Below are 17,533 nucleotides of genomic sequence, written 5' to 3'. Positions count from 1 at the left end.
ATGCGTCTCCTCTTATCCACCGGGTGGGAGATTATTTGTCTGTTCAGGCAAAATTACGGCAAATGCGCGGTTTGTGCAGCCCGATTCTTTCCGCTTTTCAAACACCGTTCAGCGCAAGATGGGTACCTCCGGCGCGCGTATGCCCGGTGCCGTCAGCGCAGGCGGCTGCGGGCCGCCCGTGGCCCAGTCCAGCAGCTCGACCGTATGCACGATGGGCAATTCGGTGCCCCCGCCGATCTGCATCATGCAGCCGATATTGCCAGCAGCGATCAGATCGGGCTCTTTGGCCTCCAGCGTCTTGACCTTGCGCGCCTTCAGCTGGGCCGAGATTTCCGGCTGCATCAAATTGTAGGTACCGGCCGATCCGCAGCAGAGATGGCTGTCGGCAGGCTCCACCACCGTGAAACCGGCCTGTTTCAGCAGCGTCTTGGGGTGGGTCTTGATTTGCTGGCCGTGCTGCAGCGAGCAGGCGGCGTGATAAGCCACTGTCAGCCCCTTGTCCTCCCCCTCAGGCAGATCCAGCTGCATCAGCAATTCGGAGATATCCATCGCAATGCCTGACACCCGCGCCGCATCCGCCGCCAGTTCGCTGTTTCGGAACACATGCCCGTAGTCCTTGACCGTGGTGCCGCAGCCGGAGGTATTGATGACAATCGCATCCAACCCCTGCCCGTCGATCTCTGCCGCCCAGGCGCGGATGTTTTTTGCCGCCGCAGTGCGGCTCTCATCCTCGCGCCCCATGTGGTGGGTCAGCGCCCCGCAGCAGCCCGCCCCCCTGGCGACCACCACTTCGCAGCCGAGCCGGGTCAGCAGGCGGATGGTGGCGTCGTTGATATCGGTGTTCAGAGCCTTCTGCGCACAGCCGGTCATCAGCGCCACGCGTTTCCTGCGCGGAACCTCGGGCGCAAAGCTCTGCGGATCGTCATTGCGGCTGACCGGCGGAATGGTTTTCGGCGCCATATCCAGCATCGCGCGCAGCCGGGGATCCGGCAGCAGACCCTTGAACGGTTTCGCCAGCTTGGCCCCCAGCAGCGCCAGCCGGAACCGGCCCGGATAAGGCAGGATCCGCGCTAGGAGCCAGCGCAGGGCCTTATCGCTCCATGGCCTGTCGTAGTGCTTTTCGATGTAGGCGCGGGCATGGTCCACCAGATGCATGTAGTGCACGCCTGACGGACAGGTGGTCATGCAGGCCAGGCACGACAGGCAGCGGTCGATGTGCTTGACGGTCTTTTCGTCCGGCACCCGTTCGTTTTCCAGCATGTCCTTGATCAGGTAGATCCGACCGCGCGGTGAATCCAGCTCATCGCCCAGCACCTGATAGGTCGGGCACGTCGCGGTGCAAAACCCGCAGTGGACGCAAGAGCGCAGGATTTCATTCGCGCGTTTGGTGCCGGGGTCCAGCAGCTGTTTCTCGGTGAATGTTGTCTGCATGTGTTACCCCATCAAGCCCGGATTGAGGATGCCGCGCGGGTCGAACTGCCGCCGCAGACCTTCGGAGATGGCTGCCAGCGGTGCGGGCTGCGGCTGGAACACGCCGAGCCGCGCGCGCGTGTCTGCACAGGCCCGCACCAGCGTGGCATGGCCCGGCACATCTGCCAGTTTCTGCCTTAAATCCTCCCCTTCCGGCACAAGGCTCCAGATCAACCCGCCGCCCCAATCGACAACATGCTCGAAATCCCTCTGCCCTGTTACTTTAAGCATGTCAGTCGGCTTTACCGAGGTTCGCCACACGTCTCCGGCTTTGCCGTGAAACGGTTCTGCGTCGCGCAAGGACTGCCAAATTTGGGCATTTTCTTCTGCGTCGATGTTCAGCTCATCAGGTTTCAAATCTGAAAAGAGCCTCCGCAGTTCTGTCAGGCGGTATTTGACGGAATCTTCGAACCCCTCCACCCGAATGTACGTCATCGATTTTCCAGCGGCACCCTGCGGAACCCTGCCTGCACCAGTCACGTCATAGGGTGACTTCAAAGCTTCACAGAAGACTTTCAGCGACGCGACCCATCCAAGCCCGTGCCAGACCAACGTGCCACTGCACTCAGGCTTTGGCAGCACTTTCAAAGACACCTCCGTCAGCACTCCCAAGGTGCCGTGGGCGCCGCACATCAGCTTGACCAGATCATAGCCGGTCACATTCTTCATCACCCGGCCGCCGTTCTTCACCGCTTGGCCGGACCCATCCACTAACCGCACCCCCAACAGGTGATCGCGCGCCGCCCCCGCCTGGATTCGCCGGGGGCCGGAGACATTGGCGGCAATCACTCCGCCAACGGTCGGCTCGCCATCGGTGCCCAGCAGGCCGCGGTGATCCATCGGTTCAAACGCTAGCCGCTGGTTTTCCGCGGCCAGCAGCGCCTCCACCTCAGCCACTGGGGTGCCCGACTTGACCACCAGCGTCAGCGCGCCGGGCTCATAAAGTTCAATACCGGATAGCCCGCGCGTGCTCAGCACGTCCCCTTCCACACCCAGCCCGCGGCTGGCGCCGCCCTGAATGCACAGCGGCCCGCTTGCGCCTGCAATGGCCTCGGCCAGCTCTGCCTCGCTCCCTGGTGTCATCATATTCATCTTTCCCGAAAATACTCTGGGGGTTTGGGGGCTAGCCCCCAATCATTCAGCAGCCAGCGCCACGGCCCGGCGGCTTTCAGTTACAGACAGCGGGAACACCTTGGCCGGGTTCAAAAGCCATTTGGGATCAAACACATCCTTAACTTTCAGCTGCGCTTCCAGATCCGCCGCGCTGTACTGATGAAGCATCAGGTCGCGTTTCTCGATCCCGACCCCATGCTCGCCGGTCAGGCAGCCGCCCGCCTCGACACAGAGCTTCAGGATCTCGGCACCAAAGGCCTCGCAGGTTTCCAGATCGCCCGGTTTGTTGGCATCGAACAGGATCAGCGGGTGCATGTTGCCATCACCTGCGTGGAACACATTGGCCACATCCAGCCCGAATTCCTTGCTCATCTCACCGATGCGGCGCAGCACGAAGGGAAGCGAGGACACCGGGATCGTTCCGTCCAGGCACATGTAATCGTTGAGCTGCCCCATGGCGCCAAAGGCCGACTTGCGGCCCAGCCAGATGCGGGCGGCCTCATCCGCATCCCCCGCCTCGCGCAGCTCCACCGGGTTGTGGGAGCGGGCAATCTCTGTGATCAGCCCCAGCTGGTGCGCGATCTCGGCCTCGCTGCCCTCGACCTCGATGATCAGCAGCGCCTCGCACATCGGATAACCCGCCTTGGCAAAGGCCTCGCAAGCCTCGATGCAGGGGCGGTCCATGAATTCGATGGCCACCGGCAGCACACCCGCCTTGATGATGTCGCTGACGCAGGCGCCGGCCACCTCGTTGCTGTCATAGCCGATCAGAACCGGGCGGGCGCCCTCAGGCTTGCGCAGGATCCGCAGGGTGGCCTCAGTCACCACCCCCAGCTGCCCTTCGCTGCCGCAGATCACGCCCAAGAGGTCCAGCCCGCCCGCATCCAGATGCGCACCGCCGATTTCCGCCACGGTGCCGTCCATCATCACCATAGTGATGCCCAGCAGGTTGTTGGTCGTGACCCCGTATTTCAGGCAATGCGCCCCGCCGGAATTCATCGCGATATTGCCGGCAATGGCACAGGCCAGCTGCGAAGACGGGTCGGGGGCGTAGAAGAATTCCTCTTCCTCCACCGCGCCGGAGACGCTGAGATTGGTGCGCCCGGTCTGCACCCGGATAATGCGGTTGTCGTAATCGGTCTCCAGCACCTCATTCATCCGCGCCACGCCCAGGATCACGCAATCCGCCGTCGGAAGCGCCCCGCCCGCCAACGAGGTTCCTGCACCGCGCGGCACCACCGGCACGCCTTCCTCGTGGCAGATCCGCAGCACGGCTGAGACCTCTTGCGTGCTCCGCGGCAGCACCGCCAGCAGCGGCGGGCATCTGTAGGCAGTGAGCGCATCGCATTCATAGACGCGGGTTTCCGCCTCGTCCTGGATCACCGCATCCGCGGGCAGCACGGCACGCAGGCGCTCGGCAAGCCGCGCCTTGCGGGCCAGAATGGCGGGGTTCGGGGATGGCATGTCCATCGGGCTCTCCTATTTGGTAAAATGATATTACCAATTCTTCCCATCTGGCAAGGGACGGATTGCCACGCTACGGTCAGGCCATGATCTGGACCACCCGCCTTGCGCAATTCACCCTCTTTGACCTCGCCGCACTGACCCTGCTGATCGCAGGCTGGCTGTGGATCGGCTGGAGGATTGAGAATCCGCCTGCCGGGCGGCCCTCTGTCTCACTGCTGATGGAGGATTTCCGGCGCGACTGGATGAAACGGATGGTGGAACGCGACCCGCGGATATTTGACGCGCAGCTGGTCGGCAACCTGCGGCAGGCCACCGCGTTTTTTGCTTCTGCTGCGATGATCGCGATCGGCGGCGGGCTGGCACTGATCGGCAATACTGAACAGCTGGCAGGGGTTGCAGAAGACCTGATCCAGGACAGCGCTCCGGCCTTTGTCTGGGAAGTGAAGATCCTTGTTGTGCTGCTGCTTCTGTCCAATGCGTTTTTGAAGTTTGTCTGGTCGCACCGGCTGTTCGGCTATTGCGCGGTGCTGATGGCGGCGGTGCCGAATGATCCGGCCCATGAGCTTGCCTATCCGCGCGCCGCACAGGCGGCCGAAATCAGCATCACTGCCGCGCGCAGTTTCAACCGCGGCATGCGGTCGACCTATTTCGCGCTGGCCGCCGTGGCCTGGCTGGCGGGCGCCCTGCCGCTGGGCGGGGCCGTGTTGATTACTGTTGCGGTGCTGTACCGGCGCGAATTTGTCTCGCACTCCCGCCGGATCCTGCTGCGCATCCCGTCTGATAGCAAAGGGGACACGGTTTCGTGACTGCACAGCGGGCTCCCCAAGGCTAAGGTGCGGGCATGAAACACTTGCTTCTGACCTGTGCGCTCAGCGCCGCCGCCCTGCCCGCCCTTGCAGATGAACCGGTGATCGAGGACGCCACCGCCCGCGCCTCTGGCGGCAGCTGGTCCTTCAGCGTCACCCTTTCCCACCCGGACACCGGCTGGGAGCATTACGCCGACGGCTGGCGAGTGCTGGATATGGACGGAAACGAACTGGGCCAGCGGGTGCTGGCGCATCCGCACGAGCACGAGCAGCCCTTTACCCGGTCACTCAGCGGTGTGCAGATCCCGGAGGGAATAACCAGGGTGCAGATTCAGGCCCGCTGCCTGGTGGATGGCTGGGGCAAGGAAACTTACGTGCTCACCCTGCCCTGATCTTCTTCTGGCTAAAAAATTCCCGTCCCGCTGCCCGGCAGGCGGCTATGCCGCCGGGAGGGGAGGCATGCGCCCCAAGGCACCTTCACACCCGGTGGTACGGGCTGCCCGCCAGAATGGTTGCGGCGCGGTAGATCTGCTCCGCCAGCATTACCCGCACCAGCATATGCGGCCAGACCATCTTACCGAAGGAAATGGAGAAATCGGCCTCGGCCCGCAAGGAAGGGTCGATCCCGTCCGCGCCGCCGATGATTAGCGCCAGGTCCTGGCGGCCGCTGTCGCGCCAGCCAGCCAGCCTGTCCGCAAAATCGGGGGAAGACATCACCTTGCCGCGCTCATCCAGGGTGCAGATCACCGCGCCCTTGGGCAGCGCCTTGCGCAGCAGCGCAGCCTCCGCCGCCATGCCTGCGTTTTTCTTATCCTCAATCTCCACTACCCGCGCAGGACCCAGACCCAGCGCGCGGCCAGTCCGGTCGAACCGGGTGAGATAATCGTCGATGAGGGATTTTTCCGGGCCAGAGCGAAGACGCCCGGCCGCACAGATATGCAGACGCATGAATTTCCTGCAGCAATCCGGCCCGCACGCCTGTGCGGGCCTGCCTCAAATCAGCCTTGGATCAGCCCTCGGCGGCCGGTGCTGCCGCGGTGCCTGCGGGCATCCACATCTTCTCAAGCTGGTAGAACTCGCGCACTTCCGGGCGGAAGATATGGACGATCACATCACCGGAGTCGATCAGCACCCAGTCGCCGGCATCCTTGCCTTCGACCTTACAGGTGATCCGGTACTCCTGCTTGAGCCGGTCAGTGAGCTTTTCTGCCATCGCAGCGACCTGACGGGTGGAGCGGCCGGAGGCCAGCACCATGTAATCGCCGATCGACGTCTTGCCGCGCAGATCGATCTGCACAACATCTTCGGCTTTGTCATCGCTGAGTGAGGAGAGAATCCGCTCCAGCAGCTGTTCGCTGTTGGGCTGGGACTGGGCGGCCATCACGGCTGCCCCATTAACAGCGGCATCTGCCGCTTGAGGTACGGGTGACAGGACATAGTCCTCCTTGCAACGCGCCGCCAAGCCCCGGCGCCGGGCCTGTTAATAATGTAGCAACCGGAGGGTAACTTTTCAATAAAACCACGCCCCGGCGATGCAAGCCCTGTGCTTTATCCGTCATTGTCCGAAGGTGCAACCCTGACCGGCAAAGGGTCGTTCAGCATCCGCACTTCGCGCTGCGGGAACGGGATCGAAATGTCTTCTTCCTGGAACGCGTCCCACAGCGCCAGATAGACGTTGCCGCGGATGTTGGTGAGGCCGCCGGTGGGGTCGTCGATCCAGAACCGCAACACATAATCAACGCTGCTGTCGCCAAAACCGGTGATATGGCAAACCGGCTTCTTGCTGCCATACTGCAGCACCCGCTTGACGCCACAGGCGGCCTCAATCGCGATCTTGCGCACCTTGTGGGGATCGTCGCCGTAGCCGGTGCCGAAATGCAGGTCCAGCCGCACGTATTTGTCGGAATGCGACCAATTCACCACCTGGGTGGTGATCAGATCTTCGTTCGGAATCAGGTATTCCCGCCCGTCGCGGGTCACGACTGAGACATACCGCGCGCCCAGCGCATTGATCCAGCCGAAGGTGTCGCCCAGCGAGATCACATCGCCCGGTTTGATTGATTTGTCCAACAGGATGATCAGGCCCGACACCAGGTTCGACACAACCTTCTGCAGGCCAAAACCCAGGCCCACGCCGATGGCGCCGGACAGCACCGCCAGGCCGGTCAGGTCGATGCCGATCGCCTTGAGCCCGATAAAGAATGCACCGCCGAACAGCAGGATCTGCGCCAGTTTGGCCCCCAGAACCTGCATCGACGGGGAAATATCGGAATTGGCACGGATCCGGTTGGCCGCCACCGAGGAGATCACCCGCGCCAGCGTCAGCATCACGCCCAGGATCACAACCGCCTGCACCACCAGGAACAGCGAGATCCTGAGATCGCCGAAATTGATGGCGACGCCGTCCAGCAGATGTATCGCGTCTTCGGTGATGCCCAGGATGCGCAAGGTGATCCAGGCCCAGGCGCCGTATTTCACGAGGTTCCGGAGCAGCGGATTGCCCACCAGCCGGGTGGCAAAGGAGACAATCAGCCAGGCCAGCGACAGGTTGGCGATGACGGTCAGCAGGCGGGACCGGCTGGGCCAGGTCATTTCCTGCATGATCAGGACCACCATCCAGATCAGCAGCACAAACAAGATGCCGCGGATCCGCTTGTGCACCACCAGCCCGGCCCGGATCCGCCAGCGCGGCCAGCCCTCGCGCGCCCGCAGCCAGTTGTGGAATGCGTTCTTCAGCGGACGAGCAATCAAGGTTGCCAGCACAAAGACCGCAACAACGATCCCGGCCTGGTACGCGTTCCAGGGCCGCAGCAGCAGCTCGAGCCCTTCTGATGCCAGTTCCCACAGCCGCTGGCCAAGCTCCAGCGCCTCGGCGGTGCTTTCGGCAATCGCGTCCCTGGGTGGTGTCTGCTCTTCCGGCTCCATTGCGCCCCCGTTTTCTGCCACTGTGCCGTTCCGCTGGGTTTCGATCAAGCCAATGCGAAGTTCTCGCCACCATTGCCGCCGTTTGCTAGGCTGCCGGAAAACCGGAGGGGCAGATGGCAGAAACCGTAAAACAACCGCTGTGGATGCGTTTTCTGATGTTTCTGGTGCCGGGGATTTTCATTCTGTTCGGCCTCATAGCCTTTCTCGACAACTGGCGGTTTGTGCGCCATGCGCAGCCCGCCGAAGCAGAAATTCTGTCAATTCGCTATGTTCACGGGACCCGCACGGATTCCGTCACCAAACGCACGGTCGACGACGGCGACTACTACCCCACAGTGCGCTACAGGGATGCGGCCGGCGATTGGTGGCAAGCGGAAACTTTTCTGCCAGTGTTCTTCACGCCGGAGGTGGGCCAGAAATTCGAGATCCTCTACCACGAGGAAAACCGCGGCTGGGTGCAGGAGCGGCATGGGTTCTTCACCACCTGGATGATGCCGCTGGTCATGGCCGGGCTGGGCATAGCCGGCGCCTTTGGCATGCGGTTTGCCCTGCGGTCAATGTCGCGGGCAGACGCCAGACGGCTGGCACAGAAGAACAGCAACGGCTGATGACTGCTTTGGCGCAGGACAGGCTTGGGCCGCCGTCTGCGAACGAATCTTGATTGCCGGCCTTTGCGGATGTATCTGACAGCCATGACCCTCGTATTGGCGCAAAAGATCGAACTGCAAGACCGCGCGCGGCTGCGCGAACGGTTCTTTGGCGCCGCCCGCACGGTCCTGGCGCGCCTATAAGGTGCTTGCCCAGCCCAAAGCCAGCATACCCAATACATCACGGGAGAGGACCCATGTCCCCCAAGACACTCTATGACAAGATCTGGGATGCGCATGTAGCGCATGAAGCAGAGGACGGCACCAGCCTGCTCTATATCGACCGCCACCTGGTCCACGAAGTGACCAGCCCGCAGGCGTTCGAAGGCCTGCGCATGGCCGGCCGCAAGGTGCACGCGCCCGAAAAGACCATCGCGGTGCCGGACCACAACGTGCCGACCACACTCGACCGCGCCAAAGGCATCGAGAACGAGGAAAGCCGCATTCAGGTCGAGGCGCTCGACAAGAACGCCAAGGAATTCGGCGTGCATTACTACCCGGTGGATGACGTCCGCCAGGGCATCGTGCACATCGTCGGCCCGGAACAGGGCTGGACCCTGCCCGGCATGACCGTGGTTTGCGGCGACAGCCACACCGCCACCCACGGCGCCTTCGGCGCGCTGGCGCATGGCATCGGCACCTCCGAAGTGGAGCACGTGCTGGCCACCCAGACGCTGATCCAGAAGAAGTCCAAGAACATGAAGGTGGAGATCACCGGCAAGCTGAAGCCGGGCGTCACCGCCAAGGACATCACCCTGGCCGTGATCGGCGAGACCGGCACCGCCGGCGGCACCGGTTATGTCATCGAATACTGCGGCGAAGCAATCCGCGATCTGTCGATGGAAGGCCGCATGACCGTCTGCAACATGGCGATCGAAGGCGGCGCCCGCGCGGGCCTGATTGCGCCGGACGAGACCACCTTTGAATACGTCAAAGGCCGCCCGCACGCCCCGAAAGGCGCCCAGTGGGAAGCCGCGTTGAACTGGTGGAAGACCCTCTACACCGACGAGGGAGCGCATTTCGACAAGGTCGTCACCCTGAAGGGCGAGGAGATTGAGCCGGTCGTGACCTGGGGTACCTCCCCTGAGGACGTGCTGCCGATCACCGGTGTGGTGCCAAACCCCGAGGACTTCTCCGGCGGCAAGGTCGAAGCGGCCCGCCGCTCGATCGAGTACATGGGCCTGACCCCCGGCCAGAAGCTCACCGACATCGAGATCGATACCGTGTTCATCGGCTCCTGCACCAACGGCCGTATCGAAGACCTGCGCGCCGTGGCTGACGTGGTGAAGGGCAAGAAGATCAAGGACGGCATGCGCGCCATGATCGTTCCGGGCTCCGGCCTGGTCCGCGCCCAGGCTGAGGAAGAAGGCCTGGCCGAGATCTTTGAGGCCGCCGGTTTCGAATGGCGCCTTGCGGGCTGCTCGATGTGCCTGGCGATGAACCCCGACCAGCTGGCACCGGAAGAGCGCTGCGCCGCAACCTCGAACCGGAACTTCGAAGGCCGTCAGGGCTACAAGGGCCGCACCCATCTGGTGTCGCCTGCCATGGCCGCCGCTGCCGCGCTGACCGGGCGGCTGACGGATGTGCGTGAGCTGATCTGAACCTGAGGGGCCAACGATGCCGTCCAGCCCTTCCCTTCCCGCGGTTGCAAGCCTGTGGATCGGTGACAGCCTGAACTGGCTGCACGAACTGTCTCTGGCCAGTTTCGTGCAGCGCGGCCACGAGGTTGTGCTGTTCCACACCGGGCCTGCGGCACCGCCGGTTCCTGCAGGTGTCCGCACCTGCCCGGCGGCGGAAATCTGGGACCCCGCCAAGGCAGGGCACGGGGAGGCGCCGGCCTCGATGCTGTCGGATCTGTTCCGTCTTTACCTGCTGAAGCAAACGGACATGATCTGGATCGACACCGATATGCTCTGCTGCCGGCCGTTGCCGGACGCGGACTATCACGTCGGCTATGAGCCGACACGGTCGATCAATGGCGCAGTCCTGCGGCTGCCGAAAGGCTCCGCAACGCTGAACCATCTGCTGGACTGGTTCGAGGACCCTGAGTTCGTGCCGCCCTGGCTGGCCCGCAAGATCCGCAAGGAAGTGGAAGCCGCGCCGCCCGGCAAGCGCCTGCTGACAGCCTTTGAGCTGCAGCGCCCGTCGCTTGGCCCCCGGGCGCTGGACTACACGCTGAACCTGACCGGTGAGGTCGAGCACGTGCGCGAGCCGGACGTGTTCTACCCGATCCGCGGCGTTCTGACCGATGTGCTGTTCAGCGGCAGCTGCCAGGAAGACGGCTGGCTTACGGACAACACGCTGGCCGTTCATCTTTATGCATCCATGGTGCGCCGCTACCACAAGGCGCACCGGCCCGAAAAACACAGCTTCATCGCACGCCACGCGCAGGAGATCGGCTTCGATCTCAGCGGTTTGAAGCACCAGAAACAAGGAAACGAGTAATGGAAAAGTTCCAGAAACTGCAGGGTATCGCCGCCCCGATGCCGCTGGTGAACATCGACACCGACATGATCATCCCCAAGGTGTTCCTGAAATCCATCCAGCGCACCGGCTTTGGCAAGAACCTGTTTGACGAGATGCGCTATAACCGCGACGGCACCGAGATCGAGGATTTCGTGCTGAACAAGCCGCAGTACCGCAACGCAGAAATCCTGGTGGCGGGCGACAACTTCGGCTGCGGCTCCAGCCGTGAGCACGCGCCCTGGGCAATCGCCGACTTTGGCATCAAGTGCATCGTGTCGACCTCTTTCGCCGACATCTTCTTCAACAACAGCTTCAAGAACGGCATCCTGCCGATCGTGCTGCCGCAGGAGCAGGTCGATGTGCTGATGGCCGACGCGGAAAAGGGCCAAAATGCCCGCATGACCGTGGACCTGGAAGCGCAGGAGATCACCACCTCCGACGGTGAAGTGATCCCGTTCGAAGTGGACGCATTCAAGAAGCACTGCCTGCTGAACGGTCTCGATGACATCGGCCTGACCATGGAAAAGGCCGACTCGATCAAGTCGTTCGAGGACAAGGCCGCGCAGGAACGCCCCTGGGTCTGATCCTGCAGCCGCAGCTGAAACACCTGGAAACCGCCCTGTCCCTGGGCGGTTTTCTTTTTGCCCGCCAGATTCGCGCCGCATTTCCGCCGCAATTGCGGATTGATGACCCGCTTGTGCGCCGGACGGCCAGACACACAGCATCTGGTAGCACACCCGCCAAGACCCTCAATTTCCACCAAAACCCTGATGCAATCCAGCACCAGTGCTGCTGTGAAAGTGGCCGCTCACCTGCTGCAGCCTCTTGAGCGGAAAGCCGCCCGCCTGCCACAATGGGGCAAAAATGAGGCAGAGCACCCCGGAGCACTTTGCGGGGGGCTTCAAATCCGGACCCAAGAGGCAAAACGCCCGTGCCGGTTTGAAGGGAATGAATAACGTGTTTGCACGCATCACAGGCGCGGCGTTCCGCGGCATACTGGTGGCCATGCTGTTTGCGATGCCGACGCTGATTCTGCCGGCAGCCGCCACCCAGTCGCCGGAGATCATCCTGTTCATCGCGCTTCTGGGCTCAGCCTTGGCGTTCAGCGAATACGCCTCGCATTTCCCCAGCTTCGTCGAATTCCGCAATGCCCCGCCCATCAACCGGATGCGTTTTGCAGCGGCAGCGGCCACCGTTGGCGCGCTCAGCCTGCTGGCGGCCCATCCGCAGGCCCCGACCGGACTGACGGCGCTGGTGCAGCGGCTGGGCAGCTGGCTCGGCGGCCAGCTCGATTTTGCCTATTCCCCGGTGCAGCTGACAGTGCTGATGATGCCGCCGCAAGTGCCGGAGGCCGTGGTGCTGATGGTGCGGGATGCCGCTGGGTTGGCCAGCGCGGTTGCGGCAACTGCCATCGTTCTCTTTGCGCTGGTGATCCGGGTCGGTCACTGGCCGGTCGGCAGCGGCGCCTTCAACGTCTGGGTCAACCTGCCGCTGTTCGATCCCACTACCGGCGGCGACGTGGTGCAGCGGCTGCAGCGCGACGGCCGCGTCAACATCATCGGCGGCGTGCTGCTGCCCTTTGCCTTGCCTGCGGCGGTCAAGCTGGCCTCTGGCCTGGTGGACCCTGGCATGCTGGCCGCGCCGCATATGCTTATCTGGGTGATCAGCGCCTGGGCGCTGGTGCCTGCCTCAATGATCATGCGCGGCATGGCGATGCTGCGGATCGCCGGGCTGATCGCACAGAAGCGGCGTGCTGCCTGCGCTGATCCCGACGAGGCGCTGCAGACCGCATGAGGCGGCTGGCGGCGGGTCTCCTCCTGATCCTTGCCGCCGGGACGGGCTGGGCAGACACCCTGCGCATTGCCACCTTCAACACAGAATTGTCGCGTGACGGACCTGGCCTGTTGCTGCGCGATATCCTTCGCGGCAGCGACCCGCAGGTTGCTGCGGTGGTGAAGGTCATCGCCGCCGCGCAACCGGATGTGCTGGCGCTGCAAGGCATCGACTGGGACTACGAAGGCCAGGCACTGGCGGCGCTGTCCGCGCGGCTGGCGGATCATGGGCTGGATTACCCCTACCGCATTGCGCTGCAGCCTAATTCCGGCCTGCCGCCCCCTGCCCCGCTGGACATGGATGGCAACGGCAAGGCTGGTGAACCGCGCGACAATCAGGGCTATGGCCGGTTCCGCGGCCAGGGAGGCATTGCGCTGCTGTCCCGGCTGCCGGTAAATCATGACGGCATCCGCGACTTTTCTTCTCTGCTGTGGAAGGATCTGGCGGGTGCCCTGCTGCCGCAGCATCCGGATGGCAGCCCCTTTCCCTCCGCCGAGGCGCAGGCCGTGCAACGATTGTCCGCGACTGGTCATTGGCTGGTGCCGCTGATGCCACCGGATGGCTCCCGCCTGAATGTGATGACTTTCCACGCCACCCCGCCGCTGTTCGATGGGCCGGAAGACCGCAACGGGCTGCGCAACCGCGATGAAATCCGCCTATGGCAACTGCTGCTGGATGGCCAGCTTGGGCCGGCGCCAGACGGTGCTTTTGTCATTGCAGGCGACGCCAATCTCGATCCCGGGCGCGGGGAAGGCCGCAGAGACGCGATCCGCAGCCTGCTGTCGGATCCGCGCCTGCAGGATCCGCTCCCGCAGAGCCCGGAAGCAGGCACAGACACCGTCGAATGGCAAAACGCGGGCCGCATGCGGGTCGACTATGTGCTGCCTTCTGCCGGTCTGACCGTGACCGCCAGCGGTGTGGTGTGGCCAGACGGTCCGGATGACCCCGCAGCAGCCGCCAGCCGCCACCGGCTGGTCTGGGTTGATTTGTTGCTGGACTGACCCGGCCGGCGGCACCTTCATTGCGCAGGTAATCCCCCTTAATCCCCTTTATTTCCAAGGGGTGTTATTGACCCTGCCCCGCTGTCCCGCTACGCCCTTGCCAGCTGTTATTTTGGAGGATCCCCATGCCCAACCCATCGATTCTGATTCTGCCCGGCGACGGCATCGGCCCAGAGGTCATGGCCGAAGTGCGCAAGATCATCTCCTGGTTCGGAGACAAGCGCGGCCTGCAGTTCGATGTGAGCGAGGATCTGGTCGGCGGCGCGGCTTATGACAAGCACGGCAAGCCGCTGGCGGATGAGACCATGGCCAAGGCGCAGGACGTCGACGCAGTGCTGCTCGGCGCGGTGGGCGGCCCGGCCTATGACGATCTGGACTTCTCCGTGAAACCCGAGCGCGGCCTGCTGCGCTTGCGCAAGGAGATGGACCTTTACTCCAACCTGCGCCCGGCGCAGTGCTTTGACGCGCTGGCGGATTTCTCCTCGCTGAAGAAGGACATCGTTGCCGGTCTGGACATCATGATCGTGCGCGAGCTGACCTCCGGCGTTTACTTCGGCGAGCCGCGCGGCATCTTCGAAGAGGGCAACGAGCGCGTCGGCATCAACACCCAGCGCTACACCGAAAGCGAGATCGAGCGCGCCGCCCGTTCCGCGTTCGAACTGGCGATGCGCCGGGGCAAGAAGGTCTGCTCGATGGAGAAGGCCAACGTGATGGAATCCGGCATCCTGTGGCGCGAGGTTGTGACCCGCGTGGCAGCTGATTACCCCGAGGTCGAGCTGTCCCACATGTACGCCGACAACGGTGCAATGCAGCTGGTGCGCGCACCCAAGCAGTTCGACGTCATCCTGACCGACAACCTGTTCGGCGATATCCTGTCCGACTGCGCCGCGATGCTGACCGGCTCGCTGGGCATGCTGCCCTCCGCTAGCTTGGGCGCGCCTATGGAAAACGGCCGCCCCAAGGCACTTTATGAACCCGTGCACGGCTCTGCGCCCGACATCGCAGGCCAAGGCAAGGCCAACCCGATCGCCTGCATCCTGAGCTTTGCCATGGCGCTGCGCTACAGCTTCGACCAAGGCGCCGAGGCCGACCGGCTGGAAGCCGCGGTCGAGAAGGTTCTGGCCGACGGCGTGCGCACCGCGGACCTGCTGGCAAGCGAAGGCGTGGAGCCTGTCTCCACTAGCCAGATGGGGGACGCAGTGATCGCAGCGCTGGACGCAAGCCTCTGATTTCCAGTCGCTAATCTGGAACTAACAAAGCCCCGCCCGGCCGCCGGAGCGGGGCTTTTTCGTGGCTGAGAAGCCGCAGCCTGCAGTGCCAAAAAGAATTCCCGAAAACCGCATCTTTCTGTGGAATCGCCCTTGTCAAACCCCGCGCCCTGAGCTATTTCGCCCTCCACGGTCGGAGTGTAGCTCAGCCTGGTAGAGCACTGTCTTCGGGAGGCAGGGGTCGGAGGTTCGAATCCTCTCACTCCGACCAATAAAACAAGGCGCCTTCGGGCGCCTTTTTTGTTGGCCGGCTCTCTTGGCCGCAAGGGACAATCAGGCTCAGCACGGATGCCAGCCCAAGCAGTCAGCCTGCTGCCATGCCACTATCCGGTTCGGGCAGTTGCAACCGGATGCCCAGGCTGAACCCATCGGGCGGATTTTTCAGAATGGCGATGCTGCCGCCCATAAGCTCCGCCAATTCGTCGCAGATCGACAGGCCCAGGCCGGACCCGCCCTTGTGCTGGGAAACCGCATTTTCGAGCTGAGTGAACCGCTCGAAAGCCCTGCCGCTGTCCTCTGCCGCTATGCCGGGACCAGTGTCGAGCACAGTGATGCTGATCGGACAGGCCGCCGCATTGTCACGCTCCAGCGCTATGGAGACGCTCCCCTTGGGAGTGAATTTCACCGCATTGTCGATCAGGTTGTTCACGATCTGGGTGACCTTCGGGAGATCAAGAAGCAGCTGTTCCGGCACATTAGCTGCCGTAGACACCCAGGTGCGCAACGGCTTGCCGTAACGGCTGGCGCTGGCTTCAAGCGCGTCCTGCCATTGGACAACCAGACCCGCTGTTTCCACAGGTTTTGGACTGAATTCCACCGCATCGGAATCAATCCGTGCGGTCTCCAGCACGTTGACCAGCTGAGTCATCAGCATCTCAGCAGCCCGGTGCCCGACATCCGCCCGCTCTCGGGTCTTGTCCGAGGCGGTTTCATCGCTCTTGATCAGGTGCAGCAGACCAAGGATCACATTCAGCGGTGTGCGGATCTCGTGGCTCATCGTAGCCAGAAAGGCAGTGCGGGCTTCGACGGCAGAATTTGCACGCGTCACCTCCGCAGCCAAGCCGGTAATGGCCGCCGCCAGTTCGGCTTCCCGCGCCTTCAGCTCTGTCAAATCGTTGTGCGCACCCAGCATCCGCACCGGCCGTCCGTTTTCATCCCTGATCGCCAGGCCGCGGCAGCGCACCGTAACCATATGACCGTCGGCATGGCGGTAGCGGACGATCTGGTCATAGGGGTGCTCCGGGTCCTCCAGGTGCTTGTGGAAATTCTCAAGCGCCAGCGCCAGATCGTCGGGGTGAATCAGATCCTGCCACTCTGACGCAAAGTGCTGCTTTGTCTGCGGGTCCAGCCCGAACAGGCGCCAGAATTCCGGGCTCATCCATTCGTGTTCCGGCTTTTCCAGGTCCCAGTACCAGAGGCCGTCCAGCGACCCGATTTGAAGGAAGTCAAAGATGGCATCATCGCTTTTAACCAGATCATACAGCTCACGCTTGAGATAATGCATATCCATCTGCCTTTGCTCGTGTCCGGCCCGCAACTAGCAATGTCAGATTTATTGCACGACGGCCAGCGCAATCAATGGGCGACTGCCTTCTGCTGGCCGCTCAGGCCGCTTTCATCGCCGAGCGCTTCAGCTGCTTCCACAGCACATCCAGAGTCTGTTTGGTGCTGCGCGGATCGCGGTAAAGGCGGATTTCGAGGTCGGTGCCCAGCCGCTCGTCCACAATTGCGAACCGGCCGGAGGCGATTTCTTCGCGGCACAGGCTCAGCGGCAGCCAGCCGATGCCGAACCCCTCCTGGATCATCGCCTTGACGCTGTTGGCCAGTGCGTTCTGGTTGACGACAAACACTTTCTGCCCAGGCAATAGCTGGGTCAACGCAAATTCCTGCACCGAGCGCAGCGCCGACACCGCACCATAAGAGAGCAGCGGCACTGCGTCCTTGCTGCCGGGTTTGAAAGCGAACTCCGCCGCGCCGTCCGTGGCTGTGCGGGACACCGGCACATAACGGTCGGTCGAGAGCGTCAGATACTCGAAATTGGCGACCTCCAATGGGCCCAGAAAATCCATTGACGGGTGCCAGTAGGTCAGGATCACATCGCAATAGCCCTGCTGCAGCGCGCTAACGAACTGGTCGGCGGCCCAAGAGGTGGAGTTGAGATCGGTATCCACCCCGCCCTCGCTGGCCAAGGGCGCAATCAGGGTCTTGTAGTGGGTCATATAGAGCGACTGCGAGGCGGCGAAGCGGATCACGTTTTCGCCGGCCGCGTCGATGGTCTGGCAGCGCTCTATGGTTTCCTCATAGGTGCGCAGCATGATGCGGGACTGCGACAGGAACACCTCGCCGGCCGGGGTCAGCGTCAGCGGCAGCGTCTCGCGGTTGATCAGCCGCACGCCGATCTCATTCTCCAGTGCCCGGATCCGGCGCGAAAAGGCCGGCTGGCTGACATTACGCTCTTCGGCCGCGCGCGAGAAATTCTTGCACGCGACCAAAGCCTCGAAGTCCTTGAGCCAGATGATATCCAACTGGGCGTCCCG

Annotated in this window: 18 protein-coding genes and 1 tRNA gene; 11 read left to right on the top strand and 8 right to left on the bottom strand. The window is 63.0% G+C overall.

The features are described 5' to 3' along the window. Positions 1 to 108 precede the first annotated feature (108 nt). The 3 genes from glcF to GC1_RS10260 are packed head-to-tail and all read right to left on the bottom strand — an operon-like array spanning position 109 to position 4,053. Entirely contained in the window at positions 109 to 1,431 is a 1,323-nt protein-coding gene (gene glcF, locus GC1_RS10270; protein ID WP_019297348.1) for a glycolate oxidase subunit GlcF, read from the bottom strand. 3 nt (positions 1,432 to 1,434) lie between these two features. After that, positions 1,435 to 2,562: an FAD-binding protein gene (locus tag GC1_RS10265; protein WP_019297349.1), complete on the bottom strand. Its 1,128-nt coding sequence runs from the start codon at positions 2,560 to 2,562 to the stop codon at positions 1,435 to 1,437. Positions 2,563 to 2,604: 42 nt separating this feature from the next. Beyond that, positions 2,605 to 4,053: an FAD-linked oxidase C-terminal domain-containing protein gene (locus GC1_RS10260; RefSeq protein WP_019297350.1), complete on the bottom strand. Its 1,449-nt coding sequence runs from the start codon at positions 4,051 to 4,053 to the stop codon at positions 2,605 to 2,607. Positions 4,054 to 4,133: 80 nt separating this feature from the next. Between GC1_RS10260 and GC1_RS10255 the strand changes: the two genes are divergently transcribed. Beyond that, on the top strand, positions 4,134 to 4,856 hold the full coding sequence (locus tag GC1_RS10255) for a DUF599 domain-containing protein (RefSeq protein WP_019297351.1): 723 nt from the start codon (positions 4,134 to 4,136) through the stop codon (positions 4,854 to 4,856). A 35-nt stretch (positions 4,857 to 4,891) separates the two neighbouring features. Then, entirely contained in the window at positions 4,892 to 5,248 is a 357-nt protein-coding gene (locus tag GC1_RS10250) for a hypothetical protein (RefSeq protein ID WP_019297352.1), read from the top strand. 85 nt (positions 5,249 to 5,333) lie between these two features. Here GC1_RS10250 and rlmH read toward each other — a convergent pair whose 3' ends face one another. The 3 genes from rlmH to GC1_RS10235 form a co-directional block, all read right to left on the bottom strand. After that, complete coding sequence (gene rlmH, locus GC1_RS10245; protein ID WP_019297353.1) at positions 5,334 to 5,804, bottom strand: 23S rRNA (pseudouridine(1915)-N(3))-methyltransferase RlmH; 471 nt, start codon at positions 5,802 to 5,804, stop codon at positions 5,334 to 5,336. 61 nt (positions 5,805 to 5,865) lie between these two features. After that, entirely contained in the window at positions 5,866 to 6,237 is a 372-nt protein-coding gene (gene rsfS / locus GC1_RS10240; protein WP_019297354.1) for a ribosome silencing factor, read from the bottom strand. Between the two features lie 167 nt (positions 6,238 to 6,404). Then, positions 6,405 to 7,781: a mechanosensitive ion channel family protein gene (locus GC1_RS10235; RefSeq protein ID WP_029204929.1), complete on the bottom strand. Its 1,377-nt coding sequence runs from the start codon at positions 7,779 to 7,781 to the stop codon at positions 6,405 to 6,407. Positions 7,782 to 7,894: 113 nt separating this feature from the next. On the opposite strand from GC1_RS10235, the gene GC1_RS10230 reads away from it, so the two are divergent. From GC1_RS10230 to GC1_RS10190, 9 genes are all read left to right on the top strand, one after another. Continuing rightward, positions 7,895 to 8,389: a DUF3592 domain-containing protein gene (locus tag GC1_RS10230; protein WP_019297356.1), complete on the top strand. Its 495-nt coding sequence runs from the start codon at positions 7,895 to 7,897 to the stop codon at positions 8,387 to 8,389. Positions 8,390 to 8,473: 84 nt separating this feature from the next. Next, a complete protein-coding gene (locus GC1_RS10225; protein ID WP_226429013.1) occupies positions 8,474 to 8,572 on the top strand; it encodes an isopropylmalate isomerase in 99 nt (32 codons plus the stop codon). 53 nt (positions 8,573 to 8,625) lie between these two features. Continuing rightward, on the top strand, positions 8,626 to 10,029 hold the full coding sequence (gene leuC, locus GC1_RS10220; RefSeq protein ID WP_019297358.1) for a 3-isopropylmalate dehydratase large subunit: 1,404 nt from the start codon (positions 8,626 to 8,628) through the stop codon (positions 10,027 to 10,029). 16 nt (positions 10,030 to 10,045) lie between these two features. Then, positions 10,046 to 10,873 carry a hypothetical protein gene (locus tag GC1_RS21940; protein WP_019297359.1) on the top strand — a complete coding sequence of 276 codons (828 nt, stop codon included), beginning with the start codon at positions 10,046 to 10,048 and terminating at the stop codon, positions 10,871 to 10,873. Continuing rightward, positions 10,873 to 11,478, top strand: a complete 606-nt coding sequence (gene leuD / locus GC1_RS10210; RefSeq protein WP_019297360.1) for a 3-isopropylmalate dehydratase small subunit — start codon at positions 10,873 to 10,875, stop codon at positions 11,476 to 11,478. Before GC1_RS21940 ends, leuD begins: the two co-directional genes overlap by 1 nt. Positions 11,479 to 11,851: 373 nt before the next feature. Beyond that, the gene (locus GC1_RS10205) at positions 11,852 to 12,688 is read left to right on the top strand and encodes a hypothetical protein (protein ID WP_029204930.1); all 837 of its coding nucleotides are present in this window, start codon (positions 11,852 to 11,854) and stop codon (positions 12,686 to 12,688) included. Further along, entirely contained in the window at positions 12,685 to 13,728 is a 1,044-nt protein-coding gene (locus tag GC1_RS10200; RefSeq protein ID WP_019297362.1) for an endonuclease/exonuclease/phosphatase family protein, read from the top strand. The genes GC1_RS10205 and GC1_RS10200 overlap by 4 nt, the downstream gene beginning before the upstream one ends. Positions 13,729 to 13,853: 125 nt before the next feature. Beyond that, the gene (gene leuB, locus GC1_RS10195) at positions 13,854 to 14,957 is read left to right on the top strand and encodes a 3-isopropylmalate dehydrogenase (RefSeq protein WP_019297363.1); all 1,104 of its coding nucleotides are present in this window, start codon (positions 13,854 to 13,856) and stop codon (positions 14,955 to 14,957) included. Positions 14,958 to 15,130: 173 nt separating this feature from the next. Next, positions 15,131 to 15,207: transfer RNA gene (locus GC1_RS10190), tRNA-Pro, on the top strand. A 93-nt stretch (positions 15,208 to 15,300) separates the two neighbouring features. On the opposite strand, the gene GC1_RS21935 is transcribed toward GC1_RS10190, so the two are convergent. Both GC1_RS21935 and GC1_RS10180 read right to left on the bottom strand, forming a co-directional pair. Then, on the bottom strand, positions 15,301 to 16,506 hold the full coding sequence (locus GC1_RS21935; RefSeq protein WP_019297364.1) for a PAS domain-containing sensor histidine kinase: 1,206 nt from the start codon (positions 16,504 to 16,506) through the stop codon (positions 15,301 to 15,303). Positions 16,507 to 16,600: 94 nt separating this feature from the next. Continuing rightward, the gene (locus GC1_RS10180; protein WP_019297365.1) at positions 16,601 to 17,521 is read right to left on the bottom strand and encodes a LysR family transcriptional regulator; all 921 of its coding nucleotides are present in this window, start codon (positions 17,519 to 17,521) and stop codon (positions 16,601 to 16,603) included. Positions 17,522 to 17,533: the final 12 nt, after the last annotated feature.

Origin of the sequence: Leisingera sp. ANG1 (assembly GCF_000203975.2) — a bacterium.
In the GTDB taxonomy this organism is placed as follows: domain Bacteria; phylum Pseudomonadota; class Alphaproteobacteria; order Rhodobacterales; family Rhodobacteraceae; genus Leisingera.
The sequence above is the reverse complement of the archived record's forward strand: the minus strand, read 5'-3'. Positions and strand labels throughout refer to the sequence as shown.